Origin of the sequence: Streptomyces sp. NPDC102437, from assembly GCF_044765565.1 — a bacterium.
In the GTDB taxonomy this organism is placed as follows: domain Bacteria; phylum Actinomycetota; class Actinomycetes; order Streptomycetales; family Streptomycetaceae; genus Streptomyces.
The window spans coordinates 1-26,067 of the sequence record NZ_JBIWKI010000013.1 but is presented as its reverse complement, the minus strand read 5'-3'; the positions used below and the strand labels follow the sequence as shown (position 1 = coordinate 26,067).

At 69.4% G+C, this 26,067-nt stretch carries 23 protein-coding genes and 1 tRNA gene; 4 read left to right on the top strand and 20 right to left on the bottom strand.

Translation table 11 applies throughout. The features are described 5' to 3' along the window. Positions 1 to 178 precede the first annotated feature (178 nt). Positions 179 to 1,630 carry an MFS transporter gene (locus tag ACIRJP_RS18225; protein WP_404174692.1) on the bottom strand — a complete coding sequence of 484 codons (1,452 nt, stop codon included), beginning with the start codon at positions 1,628 to 1,630 and terminating at the stop codon, positions 179 to 181. 103 nt (positions 1,631 to 1,733) lie between these two features. On the opposite strand from ACIRJP_RS18225, the gene ACIRJP_RS18220 reads away from it, so the two are divergent. Continuing rightward, entirely contained in the window at positions 1,734 to 2,657 is a 924-nt protein-coding gene (locus tag ACIRJP_RS18220) for a helix-turn-helix transcriptional regulator (protein WP_404174689.1), read from the top strand. Positions 2,658 to 2,724: 67 nt separating this feature from the next. Here ACIRJP_RS18220 and ACIRJP_RS18215 read toward each other — a convergent pair. The 7 genes from ACIRJP_RS18215 to ACIRJP_RS18185 form a co-directional block, all read right to left on the bottom strand. Further along, positions 2,725 to 2,797 (bottom strand) — tRNA-Ala (locus ACIRJP_RS18215). Positions 2,798 to 2,902: 105 nt separating this feature from the next. Continuing rightward, a complete protein-coding gene (locus tag ACIRJP_RS18210) occupies positions 2,903 to 3,556 on the bottom strand; it encodes a histidine phosphatase family protein (RefSeq protein ID WP_266733827.1) in 654 nt (217 codons plus the stop codon). Beyond that, on the bottom strand, positions 3,553 to 3,984 hold the full coding sequence (gene rsfS / locus ACIRJP_RS18205; protein WP_124717755.1) for a ribosome silencing factor: 432 nt from the start codon (positions 3,982 to 3,984) through the stop codon (positions 3,553 to 3,555). The genes ACIRJP_RS18210 and rsfS overlap by 4 nt, the downstream gene beginning before the upstream one ends. Before the next feature lie 113 nt (positions 3,985 to 4,097). Further along, on the bottom strand, positions 4,098 to 5,855 hold the full coding sequence (locus ACIRJP_RS18200) for an LCP family protein (RefSeq protein ID WP_404174685.1): 1,758 nt from the start codon (positions 5,853 to 5,855) through the stop codon (positions 4,098 to 4,100). A 19-nt stretch (positions 5,856 to 5,874) separates the two neighbouring features. Next, positions 5,875 to 6,492 (bottom strand): nicotinate-nucleotide adenylyltransferase, encoded by a 618-nt coding sequence (nadD, locus tag ACIRJP_RS18195; RefSeq protein WP_124717753.1) that lies wholly within the window; start codon positions 6,490 to 6,492, stop codon positions 5,875 to 5,877. Between the two features lie 38 nt (positions 6,493 to 6,530). Continuing rightward, positions 6,531 to 6,695, bottom strand: a complete 165-nt coding sequence (locus ACIRJP_RS18190) for a hypothetical protein (protein WP_404174683.1) — start codon at positions 6,693 to 6,695, stop codon at positions 6,531 to 6,533. 84 nt (positions 6,696 to 6,779) lie between these two features. Further along, positions 6,780 to 6,932: a hypothetical protein gene (locus ACIRJP_RS18185; protein ID WP_404174680.1), complete on the bottom strand. Its 153-nt coding sequence runs from the start codon at positions 6,930 to 6,932 to the stop codon at positions 6,780 to 6,782. Between the two features lie 111 nt (positions 6,933 to 7,043). Here ACIRJP_RS18185 and ACIRJP_RS18180 point away from each other — a divergent pair, with 111 nt between their 5' ends. Further along, entirely contained in the window at positions 7,044 to 8,189 is a 1,146-nt protein-coding gene (locus tag ACIRJP_RS18180) for a M48 family metallopeptidase (protein WP_404174677.1), read from the top strand. On the opposite strand, the gene ACIRJP_RS18175 is transcribed toward ACIRJP_RS18180, so the two are convergent. The 5 genes from ACIRJP_RS18175 to proB form a co-directional block, all read right to left on the bottom strand. Further along, positions 8,122 to 9,243, bottom strand: a complete 1,122-nt coding sequence (locus ACIRJP_RS18175) for a hypothetical protein (RefSeq protein WP_404174674.1) — start codon at positions 9,241 to 9,243, stop codon at positions 8,122 to 8,124. The genes ACIRJP_RS18180 and ACIRJP_RS18175 overlap by 68 nt on opposite strands. 303 nt (positions 9,244 to 9,546) lie before the next feature. Next, positions 9,547 to 10,146 (bottom strand): hypothetical protein, encoded by a 600-nt coding sequence (locus tag ACIRJP_RS18170; RefSeq protein ID WP_404174671.1) that lies wholly within the window; start codon positions 10,144 to 10,146, stop codon positions 9,547 to 9,549. Positions 10,147 to 10,255: 109 nt separating this feature from the next. Further along, positions 10,256 to 11,539 (bottom strand): glutamate-5-semialdehyde dehydrogenase, encoded by a 1,284-nt coding sequence (locus tag ACIRJP_RS18165; RefSeq protein WP_404174668.1) that lies wholly within the window; start codon positions 11,537 to 11,539, stop codon positions 10,256 to 10,258. A gap of 100 nt (positions 11,540 to 11,639) precedes the next feature. Further along, positions 11,640 to 12,140 (bottom strand): hypothetical protein, encoded by a 501-nt coding sequence (locus ACIRJP_RS18160; RefSeq protein WP_404174665.1) that lies wholly within the window; start codon positions 12,138 to 12,140, stop codon positions 11,640 to 11,642. Between the two features lie 143 nt (positions 12,141 to 12,283). Next, positions 12,284 to 13,369 carry a glutamate 5-kinase gene (gene proB, locus ACIRJP_RS18155; protein ID WP_404175269.1) on the bottom strand — a complete coding sequence of 362 codons (1,086 nt, stop codon included), beginning with the start codon at positions 13,367 to 13,369 and terminating at the stop codon, positions 12,284 to 12,286. Positions 13,370 to 13,810: 441 nt separating this feature from the next. On the opposite strand from proB, the gene ACIRJP_RS18150 reads away from it, so the two are divergent. Both ACIRJP_RS18150 and rfbC read left to right on the top strand, forming a co-directional pair. After that, positions 13,811 to 15,850 (top strand): glycosyltransferase family 2 protein, encoded by a 2,040-nt coding sequence (locus ACIRJP_RS18150; protein ID WP_404174662.1) that lies wholly within the window; start codon positions 13,811 to 13,813, stop codon positions 15,848 to 15,850. Between the two features lie 88 nt (positions 15,851 to 15,938). Next, on the top strand, positions 15,939 to 16,538 hold the full coding sequence (rfbC, locus tag ACIRJP_RS18145) for a dTDP-4-dehydrorhamnose 3,5-epimerase (RefSeq protein WP_404174659.1): 600 nt from the start codon (positions 15,939 to 15,941) through the stop codon (positions 16,536 to 16,538). Between the two features lie 73 nt (positions 16,539 to 16,611). Here rfbC and ACIRJP_RS18140 read toward each other — a convergent pair whose 3' ends face one another. From ACIRJP_RS18140 to ACIRJP_RS18110, 7 genes are all read right to left on the bottom strand, one after another. Beyond that, positions 16,612 to 17,406 (bottom strand): class I SAM-dependent methyltransferase, encoded by a 795-nt coding sequence (locus ACIRJP_RS18140; RefSeq protein ID WP_404174656.1) that lies wholly within the window; start codon positions 17,404 to 17,406, stop codon positions 16,612 to 16,614. A gap of 186 nt (positions 17,407 to 17,592) precedes the next feature. After that, positions 17,593 to 18,477, bottom strand: a complete 885-nt coding sequence (gene rfbD / locus ACIRJP_RS18135; protein ID WP_404174653.1) for a dTDP-4-dehydrorhamnose reductase — start codon at positions 18,475 to 18,477, stop codon at positions 17,593 to 17,595. After that, positions 18,474 to 19,460 (bottom strand): dTDP-glucose 4,6-dehydratase, encoded by a 987-nt coding sequence (gene rfbB / locus ACIRJP_RS18130; protein ID WP_266915881.1) that lies wholly within the window; start codon positions 19,458 to 19,460, stop codon positions 18,474 to 18,476. The genes rfbD and rfbB overlap by 4 nt, the downstream gene beginning before the upstream one ends. After that, positions 19,457 to 20,527: a glucose-1-phosphate thymidylyltransferase gene (locus tag ACIRJP_RS18125; RefSeq protein WP_404174650.1), complete on the bottom strand. Its 1,071-nt coding sequence runs from the start codon at positions 20,525 to 20,527 to the stop codon at positions 19,457 to 19,459. Before ACIRJP_RS18125 ends, rfbB begins: the two co-directional genes overlap by 4 nt. Positions 20,528 to 20,666: 139 nt before the next feature. Then, positions 20,667 to 21,878, bottom strand: coding sequence for a glycosyltransferase family 2 protein (locus ACIRJP_RS18120; RefSeq protein WP_404175266.1), 1,212 nt, complete (start codon positions 21,876 to 21,878; stop codon positions 20,667 to 20,669). Positions 21,879 to 22,035: 157 nt separating this feature from the next. Next, positions 22,036 to 24,081 (bottom strand): hypothetical protein, encoded by a 2,046-nt coding sequence (locus ACIRJP_RS18115; protein ID WP_404174647.1) that lies wholly within the window; start codon positions 24,079 to 24,081, stop codon positions 22,036 to 22,038. Positions 24,082 to 24,214: 133 nt separating this feature from the next. Continuing rightward, complete coding sequence (locus ACIRJP_RS18110; protein WP_404174644.1) at positions 24,215 to 25,714, bottom strand: D-ribitol-5-phosphate cytidylyltransferase; 1,500 nt, start codon at positions 25,712 to 25,714, stop codon at positions 24,215 to 24,217. Positions 25,715 to 26,067: the final 353 nt, after the last annotated feature.

Genomic DNA, 26,067 nt, shown 5'->3' with positions numbered 1-26,067 from the left:
AGGCCGGGAACTGCGGGGAAGCCGGGGCCTGCGGGAAGACGGGGAACAAGGAGCAGGTCCGGGACCTCGTGACGGCTCGCAGGCATCGCGCTCCCTCCCGATCGGTCCGTCGCCCCCTCCGGCGCTCCGATTCTGCCATGACCCCGCAAGAGGGGCAGCCCACCGGAGTTCCGGCCGCTCACCGACGCCGTACGAGACCCGTCGCCGCACCTGCCGCAGCGGCCGTCGAGAGCGCGAGGGCGCATACCCACAACGCATGCCCCGACCCCTGCGCCCCTTGCGTATCAAGGCGGTTGAGATAGAGCGTGCCGAATGCGGCGACCCCGGTCAGCTGCCCCAACTGAGTGACCGTCACCAGTACGCCGCTCACATCGGCCGCGTCCTTGGGACGTATGTCCGCCAGCGCCCTCGTGAGGGTGGGGCTGAAGCCCAGTGCCAGGCCGGTGCCCATCGCCGCGAAGGCCGCGTACAGCGTGGGCCCGCCGTCGCCGCCACCACGCATCAGCAGCCCGACGGCCACGGAGGCGGCGGCCACGAGCACGAACCCGGCGGGCACCAGGGCCCCTTGGAGACCGGCGGGCCAGCGCCGCCAGGTCAGTCCGGTCACACCGAACACCAGCGCGGTCGGCGCGAACATCAGCCCGGCACGCAGCGGCGAGTAGCCCAGACCCCCCTGGACGTGCAGCGTCATGGCGAAAAGGAAGCCCGCGTTGATCGCCATCACCAGGAGAATGCGCAGCGCCGCTCGGGCGATACCGGGAACACGCAGCACCCTGGGCGCGATCAGGGGCGCACCACCGCGCGCGGCCAGCCGTGACTCGTACCCGACGAATCCGGTGAAGAGCCCCACGGAGGCAGTCAGGCAGACCTGGGACCAGGCCGGCCAGTCCAGCTCCTGCCCGAGCACCAGGGGGACGGTGAGCAGCGTGACGGCGGCGGCGAGCAGTACCAGCCCCGGCAGATCGAGGCCGCGGGCCCGTGCCTGGACCCTGCCGGGCGCGGTGCGCGGTTCGCGCGGCAGCACACGGATGCCGAGCACCAGCAGCACGAGCCCGATCGGCACGTTGACCAGGAAAACCGGCCGCCAACCCGCGCCGAACAGATCGGCGCTGACCAGCACCCCGCCGACCACCTGCCCGGCGGCAGCCCCGGTGGCGAGCACCGCGCTGTAGGCGCCGAGTGCCCGGATCCGGGCCTCGCCGGTGAAGTGGCGCTGGATGAGGCTGAGCACCTGCGGAATCATCACCGCGGCGGCCGCGCCCTGCACCAGCCGGAAGGCGATCAGCTGCCCGGTTCCCGCGGCGAGTCCGCAGGCGAGCGAGGCCGCGGTGAAGACGCCGAGCCCGGCCAGATGGGCCCGGCCGTGCCCGATCAGGTCGCCGAGCCTGGCGCCGGTGATGAGCAGCACCGCGTACGTGATGGTGTAGCCGGCCACGACGAGCTGCAACCCGGCCCCCGAGGCGGCGAGTTCGCTGCGGATCGTCGGGGCGGCGACGTTGACGATGAAGATGTCGAGCAGTGCCATGAACTGGGCCGCGAGCACCAGAGCGAGCACTCGCCCGGAGCGGTTGTCAGTGCCGGGGTCTTTACTGGTCACGGAATGTGGAGTTGCCTCGGATGCCGTCGTCATGACATCGAGCCTGGCCCCGGCCGAATACGGGTAACGAGAGCCCGCTGATGCTGGTACCGACAGCACCTGGCAACTCCCCTGCGGGTCACCGAACATGGGGGGTGTGGCAGCGGTGACGACACATCAGGCGGCGGACCGGTCGGGAGATCGGACAACGTCTCGAACGACGCCTCGGACGACGCCTCCGGCAGGCCGGCACCGGCGGCGTCCGGAGCTCGCGGCGTTTCTGCGCAATCGCCGGGCGCGGGTGACACCCGCCGATGTGGGCATGGCACCCGGGCTGCGCCGCCGCACCCCGGGCCTGCGCCGCGAGGAGGTCGCGCAGCTCTCCGGCGTCGGCGTCACCTGGTACACCTGGCTGGAGCAGGGCCGTCCCATCAACGCGTCACCGCAGGTGCTGGACGCCGTGGCGCGCACGCTCCGGCTGGACGCATCGGAGCGCGAACACCTGTACCACCTGGCGGAAGTGGCCTACGCGCCCGGCAGGCAGTCCGACGCCATCGAGGTGGGGCCGGAGGTCCAGGGAATCATCGACGCGCTCGATCCACATCCCGCCGTGGTCTACAACGCGAGATACGACATCCTGGCCACCAACCCCGCCTATCGCGACCTGTTCGCCGTCCCCGCGATCACGGGAACGGGGATGCGCAACGTGCTGTGGACGTTGTTCACGGTGTCCGAGGATGCCTGTCCCGTCGTCCACCGGACGCAGGAGCTACCGATCATGGTGGCCACGCTGCGGGGCGCGTACGGGCGCCATACGGGCGAGCCCGCCTGGGAGTCGTTCGTCGAACGGCTCTCGGCCGCCAGTCCGTACTTCGCCGAGTTGTGGCGCAGCGGGGACGTCGCCCCGCCAGGGCCGCGGGTGAAGAGCTTCCGGCACTGGTCGGTGGCCGGGGACATAAGGATGACCTCGGTGTCGCTGTCCATCAATGGCCTGCCGGAGTGCCGGATCGTGGCGTACACACCGGCGGACGAGGAGAGCAGGGAGCGGGTCGCCGCGTTGCGGCGGCGCCGGGAGAGCTGAAGGGCAGCAGGTCCTGCAGGGTGGCATGCAAAGATCCCGCCCCCTGTTGGGGACGGGATCCTGATTGTGGAGCTAAGGAGAATTGAACTCCTGACCTCCTGCATGCCATGCAGGCGCTCTACCAACTGAGCTATAGCCCCGCTGTTCGCTGTGTTTCTCTGCGTTTCCGCGCTGCGAACAAGAAGAACTTTAGCCTGCGACCTGCCGGAAAGTGAAATCCGGCCGGTGCCGGGGTCGGGACGGCCTCAGGTGTCGTCGCCGAGCACCGGCTCGGGCAGCGTGCCGGCGTTGTGCTCCAGCAGGCGCCAGCCTCGCGCACCCTCGCCCAGCACCGACCAGCAGCAGTTGGAGAGCCCGCCGAGCCCTTCCCAGTGGTGCGCCTCCAGGCCCAGCAGCCGGCCGATGGTGGTGCGGATGGTGCCGCCGTGGCTGACCACGACGAGCGTCCCGTTCTCGGGCAGCTTGTCGGCGTGTCCGAGCACCACCGGGGCGGCCCGGTCGGCGACCTCGGTCTCCAGTTCGCCGCCGCCGCGACGCACGGGCTCGCCCCGCTTCCAGGCGGCGTACTGCTCGCCGTACTGCCCGACGATCTCCTCGTGGGTGAGGCCCTGCCAGGCACCCGCGTAGGTCTCGCGCAGTCCCGCGTCGTGTGCGACTTCGAGGCCGGTGATCGCGGCGAGCTCGGCGGCGGTGGCCGCCGCCCGCTGGAGATCGGAGGCGACGATCGCATCCGGCTTCAGCGAGGCCAGCAGCCGGGCGGCCCGCTGGGCCTGCCCGACTCCGGCGTCGGTGAGTGCGATGTCCGTGGAACCCTGGAACCTGCGCTCCAGGTTCCAGGCCGTCTGGCCGTGACGCCAGAGGACGATCCTGCGGCCCCTGCCGCTTCCGCCGCTTTTCAGCTCTGCTCACCTTCCGTGCTGCCGGTGAGCCGGGCGTGCTCCTCGGCCTTCCCGCGGGTCTTGACGGCGTCCTCGGGAAGCGCGATCTCGGGGCAGTCCTTCCAGAGGCGCTCCAGCGCGTAGAAGACCCGCTCCTCGCTGTGCTGGACGTGGATGACGATGTCGACGTAGTCGAGGAGGATCCAGCGCGCGTCGCGGTCGCCCTCGCGGCGCACCGGCTTGGCGCCGAGCTCCTTCTGGAGCCGCTCCTCGATCTCGTCGACGATCGACTTGACCTGGCGGTCGTTGGGGGCCGAGGCCAGGAGGAAGGCGTCCGTGATCGACAGCACGTCGCTGACGTCGTACGCGATGATGTCGTGCGCGAGCCGGTCGGCGGCCGCCTGAGCGGCGGCGTTGATGAGCTCGATGGAGCGGTCCGTGGCGGTCACAAGCAGGCTTTCGTCGGCGGTCAGAGAGACCTCTAGGGTCTCACGGACCGCCGACAGCCCACGCAGCGATTGTCCGAAGATCGAATCGACATCATCCGGGCGGCCGGACGCGGTCATTTGATCTTGTAGTCCTGGCCGAGCAGGACGGACACGTCCGCGTTCGCGGCGGGCTTGCCCTGCTTCACCGCGCCCGTCGGCAGGCCCAGGGTCTTGGCGACCTGCGTCGCCTTCTCCTTGTCCGCCGCGGTCCTGTAGACGACCTCGGACAGTGCCACGGTCTCGGCCGTTCCGCCGCCGACGAAGGTGTAGCCGCCATTGACCAGCTTGACCTGCGCGGCTCCCGTGCCGTCCTCGTTCCCGGTGGCGTTCTTGAGGCCGACCCGCACCGGTGCTTCCGCGCCGGCGCCCGGCGCCTTGACCGAACCGCCCAGGATGTCCTTGACGACGCTCTCGGTGGCCGCGTCGGTCAGTGATCCGTCGGCCTGCACCGGCAGCACGGCCGTCTTGTAGTCGCCGACCTTGGCATGCTGGGCGAGCTTCGCCAGCGAGGCACCCAGGTCCTTCTCGGGAAGCGAGGGGTCGAGGATCTGCGCCAGCGTCTGCACGGTGACCGTGGCGGCCTTCGGGTCGTCCGACACCTTCCGCAGCACGCCGCGCATGACTTCCCCGAACCGCGTGAGCTGCTTCGTCTCGGCCTCGCCCGGCCCGCGGTAGGTGGCGTACGCGACGGCCATCCGGCCGCTCAGGGTCTGTGCCTCGCCCTTCTTCACCAGGGGGGAGGCACCCTTCTTCTCGTCCGGCACATCGATGTCGGTGTCGACCTCGATGTTGCCGACCAGGTCGACAAGGGTCTCCAGGTACGGAGTGTCGAGCCGCCAGGTGCCGCTGATGTCGGTGCCGAGCAGGTTGCCGATGGATTCGCGGGTGCCGGTGGTGCCGTCGTCCTTGACGGACTTGCCGAGGGTGGTCGCCACGCCGTCCTCGTCAGCGACCGCGAGCGAGTTGGGGAGCAGGACCGTGGTGCCGTGTTTGGTCGTCACATTGTCGACGAGCAGCGCCGTGGAGGTGCCGCCCTTCTTGGTGTTGTGCAGATGGACCACGATGACGTCCCGCTTCTGCGGGCCCGTCGATGCCGTGCTGTCCTTGTCCGAACCGGACACGCCCGGGATCATTCCGGCGGACCAGAGGTAGCCGACACCGCCGACCACGACCAGGGCCACCACGACTATGAGCGCGACCATGCGGTTGCGGCCGCGACGCCGTGCCTCCTTGCGCCGCTCGCTGCGGCTCTCGGTGAACTTCAGCCAGTCGATGACGTCTTCGGAGTCCTCGTCGGGCTCCTCGATGAAGGAGAACTGCTCGGTGCGGTAGTCGCGGTCGCCATGGCGCTGCCCGGGGACGGCCGCGTCCGGCTCCGCGCCGGGCTCGGGGCCGGGTTCCGGCGGGACTGGAGCGGCAGGTGCGGCAGGTGAGGGTGGGACTGGCTGCTGCGGGATGTTCCACTGCTGGGTCGTGTCGACCGCGGCGGGCTGCCGGCCCGTGTCGTAGCCGTAGCCGTCATAGCCGCCGTACGCCTGCTGCTGAGGCTCGTGGGGCTGTTGGGGCTGCTGCTGCGGCTGGGACGCATACGGGTCGTACCCCTGCGGCTGCACATGCTGCTGCGGCTGGGCGTACGGGTCGTACCCGTACCCCTGGCCGCCCTGCTGAGGCTGCTGCGGCTGCTGGTTCTGCTGCGGCTGGGACGCATACGGGTCGTACGGCTGCTGCTGGACGTGCTGCGGCTGCTGGTACACCGGCTGCCCGTACTCGTCGTAGCCGATGATCTGCGGCTGCTGGTAGTACGGGTCGTAAGCGTTCTGTCGGTCGTTCACCGGTGCCCCTCTGCGTCGCTCATTCGCCGCGGTACAGCTGGCGCTTGTCGATGTAGCGGACCACGCCGTCCGGCACCAAGTACCAGACCGGATCCCCCTGCGCGACCCTCTCACGGCAGTCCGTGGACGAGATAGCGAGCGCGGGAACCTCCACGAGGGAGACCCCGCCCTCCGGCAGTCCGGCGTCCGTGAGCACATGCCCCGGCCGCGTCACGCCGATGAAGTGGGAGAGCGAGAACAGTTCGTCCGCGTCCCGCCAGGTGAGGATCTGGGAGAGCGCGTCGGCACCGGTGATGAAGAAGAGGTCCGCGTCGCCGTGGATCGCGCGCAGGTCCCGCAGGGTATCGATGGTGTACGTGGGCCCGCTGCGGTCGATGTCGCTGCGGCTGACCGAGAACTGCGGGTTGGACGCTGTCGCGATGACCGTCATCAGATAACGGTCCTCGGCCGGGGAGACATGCTTGTGGCTCTTCTGCCACGGCTGCCCCGTCGGAACGAAGATCACCTCGTCGAGGTGGAACTGGGCGGCCACTTCGCTGGCCGCCACCAGGTGTCCGTGATGGATCGGGTCAAACGTCCCGCCCATTACGCCGAGTCGGCGCTTTCCGCGGCCGGTAGGCACTTCCTGCTCTCCCATGCGTGCAGAGCCTACTGGCACAGCTGTACGCCTCCGCCTCAGCGGTCGCGGTTGAAGCGAGTGGTGATCCACAGCAGGAGCAGCAGCGCGACGAACGCACCGCCCCCGGTGAGAAGCGGGCTGAGGCTTTCGTGGTTGCCACCGTGCTCGCCGCCCTCGGACGCGAGAGTGACCAGCTGGTGTGCGGTGCTCGTGAGGCTCATCTTCGGCAGGACCTATCGATCGGGAGTCGGAAGGAAGACGTCGCGCACATCGTATGCGGGCGCCCCGGGCACGCTCACGCCGACTCAGTCGTTGTTGTCGTCGTTGCGGTATCCGCGGAGCAGGAACCAGCCGAGCAGCCCGGCTCCGACGAGTGAGACGAGCAGCACGATACGAAGGGTGCTGCCGGGCCCCTGGTCTCCGGATGCGGCGGCGAGCAGAGCAACGGTGTGCGGCATGTCGGGCGTCTCCTCAGTTGTCCACAGCCCCCCGCACACCGTAGCCCCAGCACCTACGCTGGGATTTGCCAGGGGGGCGAGCGACATCTCGTACGAACAGGGGGCCTATTCATGACCGAACACAGCAGCGAGAGCCACGAGAACGTGCCGAGCAGGCAGCGCAGGCGTTTCGCAGGGATCTCGTCCCGGGCCTACGAACATCCGGCGGACCGCTCGGCCCTGGTGGCCCTGCGCAAGCTGAGCGGTTTCGACACCGTGTTCAAGACACTGAGCGGGCTGCTGCCCGAGCGCAGTCTGCGACTGCTCTTCCTCTCCGACTCCGTCCGGGTGAGCGACGCGCAGTTCGCCCACCTCAACGACATGCTTCGCGATGCCTGTTACATCCTGGACCTGGAGAAGGTCCCGCCGATGTACGTCAATCAGGACCCGCAGCCCAATGCCATGTGCATCGGTCTCGACGAGCCGATCATCGTGGTGACGACGGGGCTGGTGGAGCTGCTCGACGAGGAGGAGATGCGGGCCGTCATCGGCCACGAGGTGGGACACGCCCTCTCGGGCCACGCGGTCTACCGCACGATCCTTCTGTTCCTCACCAATATCGCGCTGAAGGTCGCCTGGATCCCGCTCGGCAACGTCGCGATCATGGCGATCGTGACGGCGCTGCGCGAGTGGTTCCGCAAGTCCGAGCTCTCGGCCGACCGGGCCGGGCTGCTCGTCGGCCAGGATCTGCAGGCGTCGATGCGCGGCCTGATGAAGATCGCGGGCGGCAACCACCTGCACGAGATGAACGTGGACGCCTTCCTCGCCCAGGCCGACGAGTACGAGAAGGGCGGCGATCTGCGGGACTCCGTGCTCAAGATCCTCAACCTGCTCCCCCGCTCGCACCCGTTCACCACGGTGCGCGCCGCCGAGCTGAAGAAGTGGTCCGAGACCCGCGACTACCAGCGAATCATGGACGGTCACTACCCGCGGCGCGACGAGGACAAGGACACCTCGGTGACCGACTCCTTCCGGGAGTCCGCGGCCCACTACGCGGACACGGTGCGCACCAGCAAGGATCCGCTGATGAAGCTGGTCGGCGACATAGCGGGCGGCGCCGGGGACCTGGGCGGCAAGCTCCGCGACAAATTCACCGGCCAGGGCGGCAGCTCAGCGGGCAAGGGCGGCGCCAAGGACGGCTCCGCGGACTCTACGAGGCGGGACGAGCCCCAGAACCCTGATGAGCCGGGGAGTGAGCCGGGGTCTGCGGGGAGCTGACCGCCAGGGTCCCGCAGAGCGCCGCCGTGGGCCGGCCCGTCGCGTACGGGTCGGTGCTCGCGGGGCCGCGGAGGACGGCGCGCTGCCCGGCGAGCAGGGGGCGCAGCGCACCGGTGGTGTCCGCCGGGCACGACTGCGGTCCGGCCTGTACGTAGCTGGTGCGCAGCTCCAGCCGGTGCAGCCGCAGGTCCTCCCGGTCGAAGCGGAAGTGCAGCTCGCGACGTACGGTGAAGAGCGAGGCACCGCCCGCCGGTTGGGGCCCCGCGACGGCCGGACGGAGCGTGTAGGTGAAGGTGTGGTCCGACACCACCTCCAGGGTGTCGGACCCCTCCTCGGCGTAGCTCAGAGTGCCCCGGACCCGGATGTCCGGACCGGCCAGGGCCACCTTCGCCGGGTCGAACCGCACCAGCCAGCCGGTCGCGGCATGCTGACCGTCGTCCCGCGGGTGGTTCATGCTGCGCTCGAACTGGGCCGTCTGATCCGGGTCGAGCAGCATTTCCACCGGGCGCGCAGAGGCGCCGGCGAGCACGTCGGGATCGAGCGAGGAGGCCACCAGGTAGTCCTTGACCGTGGTCAGGGCCGTCGCCACCTGGCTGTCAGTGAAATTGTCGGTCCGCCTGATCGCCGGCAGATTGATGCCGTCGGCACCTTTTCCGAAGTGGGCGGCGGGGCTCCGGGCCAGGAGGGCGGCAGCGGTTCCGCCCGGTACGAGGCCCTGCGGCGCCAGGGGCACGACGGTCGACCTCAGCGGCTCGGCCCGTCTGCCGACGGGCGCCTCGTAGGGGTTGCGGAGGCCCATGTACACGGCCATTCCAAAGGCCAGGGCGATCAGGAGGACCAGGGCGATGGCGGCTCGGGGCCCGTTGCGCAGGCGCCTGGCCGGCAGACTGCGTACGGCGGGGGCGTGGTCCTCCATGCGCTCCTGGGCGGAGAATTCCCGCAGCCGGGCAGCGCGCACGAACGACTCGTCGAAGACGAGTGACCGGTACTCGTCCTCACCGCCGCCCGTCGGACTCTCGGGCGGCCCTTCCGGAGGTTCTCCGCGACCTGCCATGACTTCTCCCGACTCCACGTCATCGACCGGGGCCGAAACGCTTCGCTCCGCCTCGGCCGAACGGCTTCGACAGGGCCTGCCCGTCATGAGTTCGTATGACGTCGCACGACTGCGCATGTACGGACGAGTGAGGAGCCCCCTCAAAGAGAGGGGTCACACCTTCAGGGTAGGTCGATTACGACCGCGATAAACGCCGAGCCGCGAGCCAACCACGGGAGAAACGGAGAAACGCCGACGCGCTTGCCGACCACCGCCGACGCGGTGCCTGCCCGTCGCCGGCCCGCGCCCCGGTCGGCGCGTGCCTCAGTCCGTGCGCGGGATCGCGGACACCGTGGGGCGCAGAAAGCCCGTGGGGGCCGATGGGGTGGCGTCCGGGACGGAGCCCGGCGTGCTGTCCACGCCGGTCGTGGCGGGCGGCGGGGCGGGGTCCTGACGGCTGCCCGAGTTGTTCCGGTAGACGGCGCTGAAGGCCAGCGCCACCATTCCGATGCCCATCAGCACGGCGAGCAGCCAGGCCACCGGCCGGTGCCAGCGCGCCGCACCCCGGTAGGGCCGCAGAGCGCCGCCGTGGCGCCCGTAGGGCCCGCCGCTGCCGGAGGCGTCATCGGGGTCCAGCGGGTCGTCGTAGGCGCCCTCGCGGCTGTACGCGCCGGGGCCGTACTCCTCGTCGTAGAGCTCGTCGTCCAGGGGGCCTCCGCCCGCCCGCGCCCGGGATGCCTCGGCCTCGGCGCGCGCCTGGGCGGCCGCCAGCAGCCGCTCCACGGCGGTCGGCTCATGGATCGCGGCGGCCCGTACGAAGTCCTCGTCGAACACCACGGAGGCGGAGTCCTCGTCCGCGCCCCCGCGGTCGTCGTCGGGCTCCCAGCCGTCCGGGAACGGCCTGCCCCCCACGTCGTCCGGCACGGCTCCAGATTAGCCCCGCCGGGACGTTCTGGGCAGGGAGCCCGCAACATTCACCGGCCCCGTGACGGCCACTGAAGGTCGCCGAAGGCCGATGAATGCCACCACAGGGTCACCGCACGTGGCCGTCGCCCGTGACGATGTACTTCGTGGAGGTGAGCTCCGGCAGACCCATCGGACCCCTGGCGTGCAGCTTCTGCGTGGAGATGCCGATCTCCGCGCCGAAGCCGAACTGACCGCCGTCGGTGAAGCGGGTGGACGCGTTCACGGCCACCGTCGTGGAGTCCACCAGCTGGGTGAAGCGGCGGGCCGCGGCCTGCGAGGTGGTCACGATCGCCTCGGTGTGGCCGGAGGACCAGAGCCGGATGTGCGCGACGGCCGCGTCCAGCGAGTCCACGACGGCCGCGGCGATGTCGTAGGAGAGGTACTCGGTCTCCCAGTCCTCCGGCGTCGCCTCGACCACGGTGGCCTTGGATCCCTCGGCGTGTTCGAGCACCCGCTCGTCGCCGTGGACGGTCACGCCCGCTTCGGCCAGTGCGTCCAGTGCGCGCGGCAGGAACTGCGCGGCGACGTCCTTGTGGACCAGCAGCGTCTCGGCGGCGTTGCAGACGCTCGGGCGCTGCGCCTTGGAGTTGATCAGGATGTCCACGGCCATGTCGAGATCGGTCTGCGCGTCCACGTAGACATGGCAGTTGCCGGTGCCGGTCTCGATGACCGGCACGGTGGATTCCTCGACCACCGTGCGGATCAGCGAGGCGCCGCCGCGCGGGATGAGTACGTCGACCAGGCCGCGGGCCCGCATCAGCTCCCGTACCGCGTCACGGCTCTCGCCCGGGACCAGCTGCACCGCGTCGGCCGGGAGGCCGGAGCCGCCGACCGCGTCGCGCAGCACCCGTACCAGCGCGACGTTGGAGGAGTACGCGGAGGACGAGCCGCGCAGCAGGACGGCGTTGCCGGACTTCAGGCAGAGGGCCGCGGCGTCGACCGTCACGTTGGGCCGGGCCTCGTAGATGATCCCGACCACGCCGAGCGGCACCCGGACCTGTCGCAGGTCGATGCCGTTGGGCAGGGTCGAGCCGCGGACGACCTCGCCCACCGGGTCGGGCAGTGCCGCCACGTCCCGCACATCGGCGGCGATGGCTCGGATCCGCTCCGGGGTGAGGGTGAGCCGGTCGATGATCGACTCGCTGGTCCCGGCCTCCCGGGCGCGGGCGACGTCCTCGGCGTTGGCCGTGACGATCTCACCCGTCCGCACCTCCAGCGCGTCCGCGATCGCCAGGAGTGCGGCGTCCTTGGCCGCGCGCGGCAGCGGCGCGATGTCCGCTGCGGCGGAGCGTGCCCGGTAGGCGGTCTGAGCGACCGGGGACATGTTGTCGTACGGCGAGAGCGTGGTCATGCCCGCAGGGTAGTGCGCACACTGCGGGCATCCGTCACTTATCCCGTGATGCGAGACAGCCACGGCCGGGACAACCGTTTTGGCAGCGGGCGCGGGGTGGTCAGTACGGGTGCACTCCGACCGGGGCGGCCGGGGGCGGCCCGTACCCCTCCGCGACGCGCTGGTGGTACGTCTCGCGGTCGATGACCTCCAGGCCGACGATCTCCCAGGGAGGGAGTCTGGCCGTGGAGCGGTGTTCGCCCCACAGCCGCAGCGCGACGGCCGCCGCGTCGTGCAGATCGCGGGCCTCTTCCCAGTAGCGGATCTCCGCGTGGTCGGCGGCATACCGGCTGGTCAGCAGGAAGGGGTGGTCGTGCGCGAGCTGTTCGAGCCCACGTCTGATCTCCGACAGCGAAGTGGCCGCTCCCGAGACGCTGAGCGTGATGTGCCACAGCTTCGACGGGGTGCGTTCCTCCTTCACCACCGTCTGCTCGGACCCGGTGGTCCGGTCGTCCCCTCGCTCCTTGGTCCGGCTCGCGTCGAAGCCGGCACCTGCTCCGACGCTGGTCAGGGCCCGGCCACCCGTTCCTCGGGGCGGCGCCCCCGGGCGCGCTCGTCTCACCGGCGGCCTCCTGTGAATGCGTTTGCTGTGCTGTACCCCGCTGTTTCCCCGTTACAGAGTTGACCAGCCCGCGGCCGGGGATGGGGCGGTTTTCGTGAAGGTCCCTGCCCCGAGGCTGGACTTTCAGTCGTTTCAGGACTGTGTCAGGAGTGCAGTACGACCAGATCGTCCCTGTGTACGACCTCGCGCTCGTAGGCCGGACCGAGCTCCCGTGCCAGTTCGCGGGTGGAGCGGCCGAGCAGCTGCGGGATCTCCCTGGCGTCGAAATTGACGAGTCCGCGGGCCACCGGCCGGCCTGCGAGATCGCGCAGCTCCACCGGGTCACCGGCGGTGAACTCGCCCTCGACCGAGGCGATTCCGGCGGGCAGCAGCGAGCTGTGGCGTTCGACGACCGCCTGCACGGCCCCGTCGTCGAGGGTCAGTGAGCCCTGCGGGGTGGAGGCATGGGCGAGCCAGAGCAGCCGGTCCGCGGAGCGGCGACCGGTGCGGTGGAAGTACGTGCCGGTGTCGCGGCCGGCCAGGGCGTCGGCGGCCCGGCTGGCCGAGGTGAGGACGACGGGGACGCCGGCGGCCGTGGCGATCCGGGCGGCCTCGACCTTGGTGACCATGCCGCCGGTGCCGACGCCCGCCTTCCCGGCGCTGCCGATGGTGACGCCCGCCAGGTCCTCGGGACCGGTCACCTCGGCGACGCGTGAGGTACCCGGGGTGCTGGGGTCGCCGTCGTACAGGCCGTCCACGTCCGAGAGCAGGACCAGCAGATCCGCGCGGACGAGATGGGCGACGAGCGCGGCCAGCCGGTCGTTGTCGCCGAACCGGATCTCGTCGGTGGCGACGGTGTCGTTCTCGTTGACGACCGGGAGCGCGCCCATGTCCAGGAGCTGGTCCAGGGTGCGGTAGGCGTTGCGGTAGTGGGCGCGGCGGCTGGTGTCGTTGCTGGTGAGCAGCACCTGGCCGACGCGTACGCCGTACCGTGCGAAGGAGGCGGTGTAGCGGGCGACGAGCAGTCCCTGGCCGACGCTGGCGGCGGCCTGCTGCCGGGCCAGATCCTTGGGGCGGCGCACCAGTCCGAGCGGGGCGAGCCCGGCCGCGATGGCGCCGCTGGAGACGAGCACGATCTCGCGCTCCCCGCCGCTGCGCACCTTCGCCAGCACGTCGACGAGCGCGTCGACACGGTCCGCGTCGAGGCCGCCGGCCGCGGTGGTGAGGGATGAGGAACCGACCTTGACCACGATCCTGCGGGCCTCTGTGACGCCCTGCCTTGCCCCTGACACTTCCATCCCCAATGATTCGGCCTCGCCCAGCCCCCGCAATCTACGCGAGCGGCGGATCCGGCGCCCGCGCGTTCCGCCCTCTGGACCTCTGGCGCGGATCCGCGCCAGAGGTCCGGGCGAGCCGTGGCACCCCGGAACAGTGCTGCTCCACATCCCCTCATACCGCTCCCCCGCAGGGCGCCCGCTTGTCCATACCGAATTCCGTTCGGATCTTCAGGCGGTATCACGCACTGTCGGCAGGATCACGCCGAGGCGCTTTGCGCAACCATCGAGGCATCTCGACCATCTAACAGCCGATAGGGTGCACGGCGGGTGGCTTCCTATGCCCATATTCAGCAGCGCAGGCGCCCCGATCCGCCGCCGGCCAGAGGGACTTCCAACAGACATGGGACAGCAGCAATGCCAGTCAAAGTAAGTGTCGTCATTCCTGTATACAACCCGGGCAAGTACATCGACCCCTGCATCGACTCGCTGCTGCGACAGACCCTCCCCGCAGGGGAATTCGAAGTTCTCTTCGTCAACGACGGCTCGACGGACGACACTCGTGAGCGACTTGAGAAGCTGGCCGGGGAGCACCCGCATTTCCGTGTGATCACCATCCCGAACTCCGGCTGGCCGGGAAAACCCCGCAACATCGGTGTGGAAGAGGCGAAGGGCGAGTACGTCCAGTTCGTCGACCAGGACGACCACCTCGCCTCCGACGCCCTGCGACGGCTGTACGAGATGGGGCGGCGCAACGGCTCCGACATCGTCATCGGCAAGGTGGCCAGCAACTTCCGCGGTGTCCCGCACGGCGTGTTCAAGAAGAACCGCGAGAAGTGCACACTGCATGACGCCCCGCTGTACGACAGCCTCACGCCGCACAAGATGTTCCGTACGGAGTTCCTCCGCAAGAACGGCATCGCCTACCCCGAGGGCAAGCGCCGCCTGGAGGACCAGCTCTACATGATGGAGGCCTACTTCCCGGCGGAAGTCGTCTCCATCCTCGGCGACTACACCTGCTACTTCTACTCCCGCCGCGACGACGGCAAGAACGCGGGATCCACCAAGATCGTCCCGGCCGACTACTACGGAAATCTGCGCGAAGTCCTCGACGTCGTGGTGGCCAACACCGAGCCGGGCGAGTTCCGGGACCTGCTGCTGCGCCGGTTCTACCGCGTCGAGATGCTCAGCCGACTCAGCGAACCCGCGGTAGTGAAGTACCAGCCCGACTTCTACGACCAGATGTGCGACGCGATCAGGCCGCTTGCCGTCGACTTCATGGGCGACGGGGTGCACGACGGTCTCGGCCCGCTGCTGCGGATCCGCTCCACCCTCCTGCGCAGGGACGACCGGGAGGGGCTGCTGCGGATCGCCCGGTTCGCCGGATCCGTCAAGGCGGCGGCCCGCCTGGAGGAGTTCGCCTGGCAGCCGGACGGCCGGGTCGCCGTCACCGTCACCGCCCGGCTGGTCCAGGGCGACGAAGAATCCCCGGTGAAACTGCTGCGCCGGGACGGCCGTTACTTCCTGCACCCGGACAACGGGGACGGGCTGCTGGCCGAGGACGAACTCCTCGACGTCACCGACGACCTCGACGGCTTCTCCGCCGAACTTTCCCTGCGCAACCGCGAGACGGCCGTCGAGTGGCCCTGCCCGGCGAAGTTCGACAGGCGGATCGAGGAACTCGGCGACGGAGCCTGCGAGGTGGTCCTGCACGGCAGCGGCCATGTCTCCTCGGAGGCGGTCCAGGGACGCGGCCGGGTCTCCCGCGGTTTCTGGGACGTCTGGGTCCCGCTGCGCGGCCTGGGCGTGGTCCGCAAGGCACGGCTCGGCGCCGACCGGGCCCCCGGCGTGGACACCGCCTGCCTGCCTGCCTCGCTCGGCTCGCCCGCCCGCGCCGTCATCCCGTACTTCACCGACCCGTTCGGCAATCTCACGCTCGATGTCGCCCGACGGAGCAAGAAGCTCGCCGACTACCTGGCCGACCGGCCCGTTCTGCGGACCCCGGGCCGCCGGACCGAACTCCGGCTGGAACTCTTCACCACCGCCGCGACCGGCTCCTCCGACGTCCAGCTGGTCCTGAGCCCGGCCGACGGAACCGCCTCGTCCGGGCACGCGCTGAACACCTCGCTCCACCCGACGGGCGGCCGGGCCCACATCACCGTCCCCGGTCGCGCCCCCGGTGTGGCACCAGGTGCCTGGAAGCTCGCCGTCCGGCTGGACGGCAAGAAGGGCCCCGCGCTCGGCCTCTGCGACGTCACCATCGGCGCCGGCGGCCGGATCGAGGTGGACCCGGATCTGCCGCGGATCCCGGCGGAGCTCATGGCCGACGTGGCCAAGAAGCGCCGGAAGGCGACCCTGCGCCGCGCGCTGCGTGCCGTCGGCGGTCCGGTCGTGCGCAGGCTCCCGGCAAAGGGCCGGAAGCGTGCGCGCCGCCTCGCCGCCCGGATCACCGGCTGACCCTCGCCGCACGAATCGGCCGTCTTCCGCCAGGAAACGGCCCCCCCGGGAACCCGAACCAGACACATCGGAACAAGGACGTGATCGCATGCGGCAGCTCTCCATCGCAGGGGCCTGGGTGCATGAGCCCAAGGTCTTCCCGGACAGCCGCGGCAGCTTCCACGAGTGGTTCAAGGCGTCGGAGCTCAGCGAGGCCGTCGGCCATACGCTGCGGCTGGCGCAGGCCAACTTCTCCGTCTCCAGCCGGGGGACGCTGCGCGGGGTGCACTTCGCCGACGTACCGCCGAGCCAGGCGAAGTACGTCAAGTGCGTGCGCGGCGCGGTGCTCGACGTCATCGTGGACATCCGGGTCGGCTCCCCCACGTACCAGCAGTGGGAGGCCGTCCGGCTCGACGACGTGGACCACCACTCCGTGTACCTCGCCGAGGGCCTCGGCCACGCCTTCATGGCGCTGACGGACGACGCCTCGGTCGCCTATCTGTGCTCCGAGGGCTACGCGCCCGGCCGCGAACACGGCATCAACCCGCTCGACCCCGAGCTGGGCATCGAGTGGCCGCAGGGGATCACCCCGCTGCTCTCCGACAAGGACGCCGCGGCGCCCTCGCTGGCCGAGGCCGCGGAGCAGGGCCTGCTGCCCTCGTACGAGGCGTGCCAGGAGTACTACGCGCAGATGCGGGCCCGCGGCTGAGCCGTCCGGGCCGGTACGCCGAAGCCCCCGTGGTCCGTACGGATCACGGGGGCTTCGCGTCGTCCGGGTGCGGTCAGCCCGTCACCGACTCGATGCGCGAGCGCAGCGGCGCGAACGCCGAGCGGGGGCGGCGCAGGTTGCGGGCGCGGGCCAGGGCCGGCCAGAAGTCGGCACGGAGCAGCGCCTCGGGACGGACCGCGTTCTTGCGGACGAGCACCTCTTCGGGCACGTCCTGCGGGTCGGGTACGACGAACTCCTCGATGATCTTGTCGTACTCGTTCTTCAGGACGTTGTTCTCCGGGTCGGCACCGAACACGGCGACCACGCCGGTCGGTTCGGTGTCCACCTCGACGACCAGCAGATCGGGGCGATAGCGGCGCAGCACCTGCACCACCTTGTACACATCGCCGGTCCAGTACTTGGTGTGCCGGTCGCGGGCCGCCTCGTCGACGTCGCGCGGCAGCATGTCGTCGAGCACGATCACGCTCGACCAGCGGGAGTGCTTCTCCACGTTCATGAAGTCGCGCAGGGCGTACTCGAAGAGGTGCATCCCGTCGATGAAGGAGAGCTCCAGCTTCGGGTCTCCCCCGAGGACGTTGAGCGCGTCGCGGCGGGCGAGGGCGCGGAACGGGTTCCGGCCGTTGCGCAGGTGCAGCAGCGGGTCCTTGCGGGCGAAGAAGTCGTCGCTCGTGGCTCTGACCAGGTGGACGTCACAGCTGATGTCCGTCACGACCCGGAAGGCGGGGTCGACGGCGACGGAAGGGACCCGCGAGAGGGCCAGGCTTCTGCCGTCGTTGACCCCGATCTCCAGATAGTTCCGAGGCCGGTAGATGCGGTGCAGATGGCGCAGGAAGTCGTGGCGGTTCACGTGGAGCTGCCCTTCGGAGGAAACCAACTGGTCCGGTTCCCGGCGAAGTTACCTCATGACCGCACTGCGATGTAAGCGTTCTCCCCGATGTAAACCTTGGTTATGGATTTCTTTGAAATTCGACGAGATTCAACCAGCCATACGATCAACTGATGATCACGGCCTTTGTGATCAGGGTCTTTGTGATCACGGCCGCTCCGCCGCGACAAGTGCCGGAAATGCTTCCGCGAGTGCCGCCCGCCAGTCGCGGACCGGTTCGATCCCGGCCGCGGCCCAGCGGTCGTGGCCCAGCACGCTGAACGCCGGCCGGGGGGCCGGCCGCACGAAGGCCTCGCTGGTCGTGGGGCGGACCCGCTCCGGGTCGGTGCCGAGCAGCCGGAAGATCTCCCGGGTGAAGCCGAACCAGGTCGTCTCGCCGCCGCTGGTGCCGTGGTAGACGCCTGCCGGAGCGGTGCCCGCGAGGGCGGCCTGCCCCAGCCGGACCAGCCGGTCGGCCAGATCGACGGTCCAGGTGGGCTGACCGCGCTGGTCGTCCACCACGTCGAGGGTGTCCTTGACGCCCTCCAGCTTGATCATCGTACGGACGAAGTTGCCGCCGCCCGCGCCGTACAGCCAGGCGGTGCGGACCACGTAACCGGTCTCCGGCAGGGTGCTCAGCACGGCCTGTTCGCCGGCCAGCTTGGTACGGCCGTAGGCGCTGCGCGGTCCGGTCGGGTCGTCCTCGGCGTACGGCTTCTCGCCGTCACCGGCGAAGACGTAGTCCGTGGAGACCTGGAGGAGAACGGCGCCGTGCTCGCGGCAGGCCTCGGCGAGGACACCGGGGCCCGTGCCGTTGACCCGCAGCGCGGCGTCCTCCTGGGACTCCGCGTCGTCGACCGCGGTCCAGGCGGCGCAGTTCACCACGACGGCGGGGCGGTGCTTCCCGAAGGCCGCCCGTACCGAATCCGGGTCGGCGATGTCCAGTGCCGCCCGGTCCGCGGCGACGGCGGTGACGTCCTCACCGGCCAGCCTGGCCAGGACGTCCTGGCCCAGCATCCCGGCGGCTCCGGTGACCAGCCAGACGGCGCTCACAGGGCGGCCCGGTCCTTCAGCGGCTCCCACCAGGCGCGGTTGTCGCGGTACCACTGCACGGTCTCGGCGAGGCCGGTGCGGAAGTCCTTGCGGGGCTCGTAGCCGAGTTCCTCGCGGATCTTGGTGCAGTCGACCGAGTAGCGGCGGTCGTGGCCCTTGCGGTCCTCTACGTAGGTGACGCTGGTGTCCCAGTCGGCGCCGCAGGCGTCCAGCAGCAGGCCGGTGAGCTCCTTGTTGGAGAGCTCGGTGCCGCCGCCGATGTTGTAGACCTCGCCGGCCCGGCCCCTGGTGCGGACCAGTTCGATGCCCTGGACGTGGTCGTCGATGTGCAGCCAGTCCCGGACGTTGGCGCCGTCGCCGTAGAGCGGGACCGTCTTGCCGTCCAGCAGGTTGGTGACGAAGAGCGGGATGACCTTCTCGGGGAAGTGGTGGTGCCCGTAGTTGTTGGAGCAGCGGGTCACCCGCACGTCGAGGCCGTGGGTGCGGTGGTACGAGAGCGCGATCAGGTCGCTGGACGCCTTGGCCGCGGAGTACGGCGAGTTGGGCGCGAGCGGGTGGGTCTCGGGCCAGGAGCCCTCGTCGATCGAGCCGTAGACCTCGTCGGTGGAGATGTGCACGAAGGTCTTGATGCCCGCCAGGTGCGCGGCGTGGATCAGGGTGTGGGTGCCCACCACGTTGGTACGGACGAACTCGGCGCCGCCGTCGATGGAACGGTCCACGTGGGACTCGGCGGCGAAGTGCACCACCTGGTCGTGCTCGGCCATCAGCTTGGCGACCAGCTCCGGGTCGCAGATGTCACCCTGCACGAACCGGAAACCGGGGTGGTCACGCACCTCGTCGAGGTTGGCCGGGTTGCCCGCGTAGGTGAGCTTGTCGAGCACGGTGACGGCGATGTCGCCGGGGCCCTCGGGGCCGAGCACCGTACGGACGTAGTGCGAACCGATGAAGCCGGCGCCGCCGGTCACCAGGATGTTGGTGGTCATGAAGAGATCTGCACCTTGCTGTGGTCGCCGAGCACGAGTCGGTGGGCGGACGGGGAACGGGGGGCGGGGGTCACTTCGACGTCACGGCCGATGAGCGACGCCTCGACGCGGCGGACACCCGCGATGGAGGCGCCCCGCAGAACGATGGAGTACTCGATCTCGCTGTCCTCGATGCGGACGTCCTCCGAGACCGAGGTGAACGGGCCCACGTACGCCCCGCTGATCACCGAACGGGCGCCGATGATCGCGGGCCCGACGATGCGGCTGCCGCTGACCTTGGCGCCCGGCTCGATCCGGACCCGGCCGATGATCTCGCTGTCCTCGTCGACGTCGGCGCCCTCCTGGAACGGCTCGACGGCCTCCAGGACGGTCCTGTTGACCTCCAGCATGTCGGTGACGTTGCCGGTGTCCTTCCAGTAGCCGCGGATCGTGGTGGAGCGCACGTCGCGCTTCTGGTCGATCAGCCACTGGATGGCGTGCGTGATCTCCAGCTCGCCGCGCCAGGACGGCTCGATCGAGCGGACCGCCTCATGGATGGCGGGGGTGAAGAGGTAGACGCCGACGAGCGCCAGATCGCTCTTGGGCTCCTTCGGCTTCTCCTCCAGCGCCGCCACCCGGCCGTCGGCGTCGAGCTCCGCGACACCGAAGGAGGTGGGGTTGGGAACCTGCGTCAGCAGGATCTGCGCGTCGGGCCTGTCCGCGCGGAATCCGTCCACCAGACCGGTGATCCCGCCGACGATGAAGTTGTCGCCGAGATACATGACGAAGTCGTCGTCGCCCAGGAAGTCGCGGGCGATCAGCACCGCGTGGGCGAGGCCGAGCGGCTCGTCCTGCGGGATGTAGGTGACCTCGATGCCGAGCGCGGAACCGTCACCGACCGCCTCACGGATCTCGGGGGCGGTGTCACCCACGATGATGCCGACCTCGGTGATTCCGGCTTCCGCGATGGCTTCCAGCCCGTAGAACAGCACGGGCTTGTTCGCCACCGGCACCAGCTGCTTGGCCGAAGTGTGTGTGATGGGACGCAGGCGGGTGCCGGCCCCTCCGGATAGTACGAGAGCCTTCACGTGACCAGTCCCCATATGGTGTTCTGTCGGTCCTGTCGCGAGCACGATGTCCCAACGACCTTACTGAGCTTCTCGATGCGATTTCGGGTGAATCCGTCCGCCTGGCTCATTCGCGGTACGACCGGCTGACGAGCTGACGTCACGCCGCGTTCAGCCGCTGCTTCCACCGACGCACGTCGCGGCGCATCCTGCGGACCACCCGCCGGGACAGCGAAGCCCGCCGGGCGGCGACCTTCGGCCGGTCTATGCGCTTGCCGTCGTGCCAGTCCGGCACGGTGACCTCGTAGTTGGACTCGGCCAGACCGGCCCTGCGGTCGCGGAAGTGCGGGTACGCGAGGTAGAGCTTCCGGCCGTCGCGCGAACTGACCACGTCCGGGACCGTCTTCGCCCGGATGTACCGCACCATCTCGATGAGCAGATCCATCCTGCCCCGTGCCACACAGGCGAGACGAAGCCGCTCGGGCACCTTGATCAGCCGGGCCACGCCGTCGTCCCAGTACGCGTCCATGAGCGGAGCCGCGAGTTCCATCTTGTGCCGACGGACTTCCTCCGAATCCTTCAACACGATCGGGCCGAACTGCTGGAGCATCCCCACCGTGAAGGGCCGGACCATGAGGAAATCCCTTTTCGGACCCGCAGGCTCGATCCGGTGAATGAGTGCCATCATGGCGCGCATCGAGTCGAATCGCCATTCATAGGTGCCGCTCTTCGTGACGTGCTTCCCGTCGTCACGGCCCACCAGGTAATAGCAGACGTAATTGGAGATCACCGAGACCCCGGCACCGCGGAGATATGCCTCCATCGTGAAGAGGGCATCCTCACCGGTTTTGAGATTCTCGTCGAATCTCAGGGAGAGCCGTTCCAGGAGTTCACGCCGGAAGAGCTTCTGGGCGCTCAGGGTGTAAATGACCTTGGAGTTGTAGACGTTGACCCGCTCCTTGGTGGCCCGCCACATCGACTGCGGTGCCCCCCGGTTCACGCCGACCACCTTGCCGAGCACCACGTCGGTGCCCGCCCGGTCGGCCATGGCCACCATCCGCTCCAGGGCCTCGTCACCGAAGTAGTCGTCGGCGTCCAGGAAGAACACGTAGCGGCCGCGGGCCAGGCCGATGCCCACATTGCGCGGGCCGCTGGGACCGCCGGAGTTCTTCTGTCTCACCACTCTGGTCGGGACCTGCGACCTCGCGGCGAATTCCTCCAGGTACTCACCCGTGCCATCGGTGGAACCATCGTCGACCGCGACGATTTCGATGCGGTCGGCGCCGATGGTCTGCGCCTCCACCGATTCGAGACAACGGATGAGGTAGGGCATCGCCTCATATGCACCGACAACCACGGTCACGTCAGGAATTTGCGTCTCGTTCACACAAACAGAAGACAGTCGGTCCGGCCAGTTGGTTGTCTTGCACCACGCCACCAAAAGGTGACACTAATCACAAAGGCCCGGCACAACCCTTTGGGGGGTATGCCGGGCCTTGCTCGATCATGTAAGGCGAATGGTCGGCTTCTCAGCCGCTCACCGGTTCACTAAGGCTCTTCGCCACTCCGGTGTTCCGCGCGTCGGACTTGGCCGCGAGCTCCTTCACGGCCGTGTCGAACTGCACGATCGAGGTGGGCTCGTCCGGCCCGAGGAGGTACTGCTTCAACTCCCGCCTGGCGTCCGCCCGCGCGTCCTCGGCCGGAGACGTCACCGCGGTGAGCAGCTGGTCCAGCTCGGCCGCCGAGTTGGACAGGATCACCGCGGCACGCACCGCGGTGTTCTGCCGGCGGAACTCTTCCTCGCCCAGTTCGGCCGAGTCCGTGACCGCGTACGGCTTGCCGCTCGCGATGAAGTCGGACACCACGCTGGAGATGTCAGAGACCATGGCGTCCGACTCGTTGAAGCAGTCGTACAGCCGCATCTGGGCGCCGGTGATGACCCGGTGCTCCCACCAGCCCTGCGCACGCCAGGACGCGGCGTTCCACTCGTCCTTGAGCTTCGCCGTCTCGGCCTCGCGCGCCGGGTCGGCCAGCGAGTCCCGGGACAGCTCGGCCTCGTCCCGGGCGATGCGGCCACCGCCGGCCAGCTCGGCCAGCCGCGCCTCGATACGGACCAGCTCCGCCCGCGCCGCGGCCTGCTCGCCCTGGAGCGCGGCCGACTGCTCCGCCCAGCGGGGGTCGCCGGCACGTTCGGCGGCGGCCTGCTCGATCATCGCGGTGATGCGCAGGTGCACGGCCTTGGCCTTGGCGCTGCGGGTGCCGGTGAAGGGGTGCGGCTTGTACAGCAGCCGGACCGGCTGCTCGGCCTCCAGCAGCCGCCTGACGATGTTCTCGCCGGCCAGCAGCAGGGAGGTGTTGCCCGGGTTGTCGTCCCAGCCCTCCCACGTGGGGGCGTACAGCACGGTGGGGATCGGGTTCTTCTGCGTACCGGACCAGGACTCGATGGTGGCCAGCTGCGGGCGGCCCACCTCCACGATGTCCTCGTCGCGCACTCCGACGTCGGCCAGCGCGTAACGGTCACGGCCGGCCCGGCCCGCGGTCCACACCTCGTCGTACACCTTGCTGTACGGGTTGACGCTGGCGATCTTGTCGCTGTCGCCGTGGCCGATGAAGACGTGCTTCATCGTCGGCACCCGGAGCAGGTGGATGTTCTTGCCGACGTTGGCCGCGTAGAGCGCGACCCGCACCGACGAGAGGTTCAGGTTCATCAGGTGCACGCCACCGGGCACGCAGAGCACCGGCACCGAGGTCGTGGCGAGCTGCGGCAGGATGTTGCGCTCACGGAGCAGGATCATCGGCCGGCCGCCGAGCTGCGCCATCGTCTCCAGCCACATGTTGGCCTGGTAGGCCGACTCCTTGGACCCCGAGAAGTAGAGGACCACGGTCGGCTTGTACTCGCGCAGCCAGGTGTCCACCGCCTCCAGCACCTTGTCCCCCGACGCCACGAGCCGCTTCGGCCGGATGTACGGAAGGAGGAGGAGCAGGTAGCCGAGTGCCAGTACGAGCGTCAGGGCGAGACCCGCGTAGGCGATGCCGTACACACGGGTCTCGGCCGCGATCAGCACGCCCGCGACCGCGAAGACGTCCAGGTGGAGCATCTTCTCCGCGGGACGGTTCGTCAGCAGCAGCGACGGAGCGTCGGGAATCCGCACCCGCTCCAGATCGATGTTGCGGGTGACCACCGGCAGCTTGCGGCGCAGCCGGATCAGCGTGACGATCGCGCTCTGCGGTGCCTGGAGTCCGTAGAACGCCAGGAGGCAGGCGACCGTCACGTAGAAGAGCGTCTCCTCGCCGTATCCCATGCGGGAGAGCAGCAGGACGAGCAGCAGCTGCCGGACCAGGAAGCGGATCGAAAGCCCTGCCCGGACCGCGGCGAGCCGGTTGATCAGGTAGCTGCCGCAATGGTGCAGATACCGGTCCGCGAGATAGGTGACCACTGTGGCCGCCGCGAAGAACCAGAGATTGGGGATTATTGCCGCGAGCATTATGCACGGGAACCCCACAGCCATCAGGAGCGCGGCGGCCAGCTCCGAACCGCTGCCCACCCGAGCCAAACGCATGGCTTTCGAAATCACGAAGTACCGCTCCCGAGGGTGCCGACTTGTTTACCTTACGAGGGGAATGTGAAGACAGAGCTTCACGAATTCGGACCCCTGCAGTTCGCGCTCGGCGACGGCAGGGGTCCGAATAGTCGATTGTCAAGCAGTATTACACATCGGCCTGTCGGTCCAGCACAGCGGCAAGCGCCTGCTCGAAACCGGACGCCTCGGAGGCACCCCGGGTCGGGTCCTGCTGGCGTACGTCGATGACGTGGCCGGTCATCTCCGAGAGCAGCACGTCGAGCGAGGTCCGGGCTACCGCCTCCGAGGAGAGCAGCGTGCCCGCGGGCTCGTCGCCGAACGCCTTGGTGCGCATCGGGGTGGCGGTGCGCTCGGGGTTCACGCAGTTCACCCGCACGCCGTCGGCCGCCCACTCGTCCGAGAGCGCCTGGGTGAGGTTGACCATGGCGGCCTTGGTCGACGAGTAGAGGCTGTACTCCGCGCGGCCCCGGGTGTAGCTGCTGGAGGTGTAGAGCAGCAGCTGGCCCTTGGTCTCGGCGAGGTACTTGTACGAGGCGCGGGCGATCTGCACGGGTGCCAGGTAGTTGACGTTCAGCGCTTCCTGGATGACCGCGCTGTCCGTCTCGGCGAGCTTGCCGATGCGGAGCACGCCCGCGGTGTTGATCACGTAGTCGACGCGGCCGGTGTCGGCGTACGCCTTGGAGAGCGCCTCGTCGATGTGCTCGGGGTTCTCCACGTGCGTACCGGTGGTGGAGCGGCCCAGGGCGTAGACGGTGGCACCGTAGGACTCGGCGAGCGTCGCGATGTCCGCGCCGATGCCGTACGAGCCGCCGAAGACGACGAGGGTCTTGCCGGTGAGCAGCTCGCGGTAGGCGGCGTCGTCGGCCGGCTGCGGAGCGGCCGTGGAGGCCAGCTGGAAGAGCTTGTCGGCGATGAAGACGTCGACCGGCTGCGTGACCTTCATGTTGTACTCGTCGCCGGCCACGACGTAGATCGGTACGTCGGGAAGGTACTTGAGCACGACCGAGCAGTCGTCGGTGGCCTGGAAGTTCGGGTCGCCGGCTGCGACCTCGTAGGCCCGGCGGATCGTGGAGAGCTTGAAGGCCTGCGGCGTCTGGCCACGGCGCAGCCGGGAGCGGTCGGGCACATCGGTGATGAACTCGCCGTCGCCGCCGTGGGTGCGGGTCACGATGATCGTGTCCGCGGACGGGATGGCGACGTCGACCGCCTGGTAGCGGTCCAGTGCGTCGACGCAGTCCTTGATGACACGCTGCGAGAGCAGCGGGCGCACGGCGTCGTGGAAGAGGACGTTGCGGTCCTCGCCCTCGGCCAGGCCCTCGCCGAGCGCCGCGATGGCACGCTCGGTGGTCTCGTTGCGCGTGGAGCCGCCCTCGATCACCCTGGTGACCTTGGTGAGCCCCGCCTTGGCCACGATCTTCTCCACGTCGGGCACGTAGCCCGGAGCCATCAGCACGATGACGTCGTCGATGGAGTCGGCCTGCTGGAAGATCGACAGTGTGTGCTCGATGACAGCCTTGCCTGCGATCTTCAGCAGCTGCTTGGGAATGGACAGACCCACGCGCTGACCGGTACCGCCGGCGAGCACGACTGCTGTGGTTCGGGCTTTGGCTATGTGCTGAGCAGACACAGACGACCTACCTTGCGAGGGCTGGGAGATACCGCGATGGTTGCACTCTCCGTTACCGTCTCGCAAGGTGGACGTCGGCCACCGCATGCCGTACCGAAACCTTTTGTTGCCTTGCGATCAGGGCGAATACCGGAACTGGCGCTTCCTGGCCGGGTGACCGATGCCACAGGGGCGCGTGGCATGAATCACTCTTGCGCGGGATCGATTCCCTCGGTCGTGTGACAAGGAGAACGTACCCCGGCCGTGGGGGGGGGGGGGGGGGGGGGGGGGGGGCGCGGCGCGGCGGCGCCCCCCCCCCCCCGCCCCCCGCCGCCCCCCCCGCGGGGGGGGGGGGGGGCGGGCGGCCGCGCCGC

Coding starts and splice junctions, on each gene's coding strand:
- ACIRJP_RS18150 (WP_404174662.1), top strand. CDS start 13,811: ATGCCAGTCAAAGTAAGTGTCGTCATTCCTGTATACAACCCGGGCAAG.
- ACIRJP_RS18165 (WP_404174668.1), bottom strand. CDS start 11,539: ATGACCACGCTCTCGCCGTACGACAACATGTCCCCGGTCGCTCAGACC.
- ACIRJP_RS18190 (WP_404174683.1), bottom strand. CDS start 6,695: ATGAGCCTCACGAGCACCGCACACCAGCTGGTCACTCTCGCGTCCGAG.
- ACIRJP_RS18185 (WP_404174680.1), bottom strand. CDS start 6,932: ATGCCGCACACCGTTGCTCTGCTCGCCGCCGCATCCGGAGACCAGGGG.
- ACIRJP_RS18175 (WP_404174674.1), bottom strand. CDS start 9,243: ATGGCAGGTCGCGGAGAACCTCCGGAAGGGCCGCCCGAGAGTCCGACG.
- rfbC (WP_404174659.1), top strand. CDS start 15,939: ATGCGGCAGCTCTCCATCGCAGGGGCCTGGGTGCATGAGCCCAAGGTC.
- rfbB (WP_266915881.1), bottom strand. CDS start 19,460: ATGACCACCAACATCCTGGTGACCGGCGGCGCCGGCTTCATCGGTTCG.
- nadD (WP_124717753.1), bottom strand. CDS start 6,492: ATGGGAGAGCAGGAAGTGCCTACCGGCCGCGGAAAGCGCCGACTCGGC.
- ACIRJP_RS18225 (WP_404174692.1), bottom strand. CDS start 1,630: ATGACGACGGCATCCGAGGCAACTCCACATTCCGTGACCAGTAAAGAC.
- ACIRJP_RS18180 (WP_404174677.1), top strand. CDS start 7,044: ATGACCGAACACAGCAGCGAGAGCCACGAGAACGTGCCGAGCAGGCAG.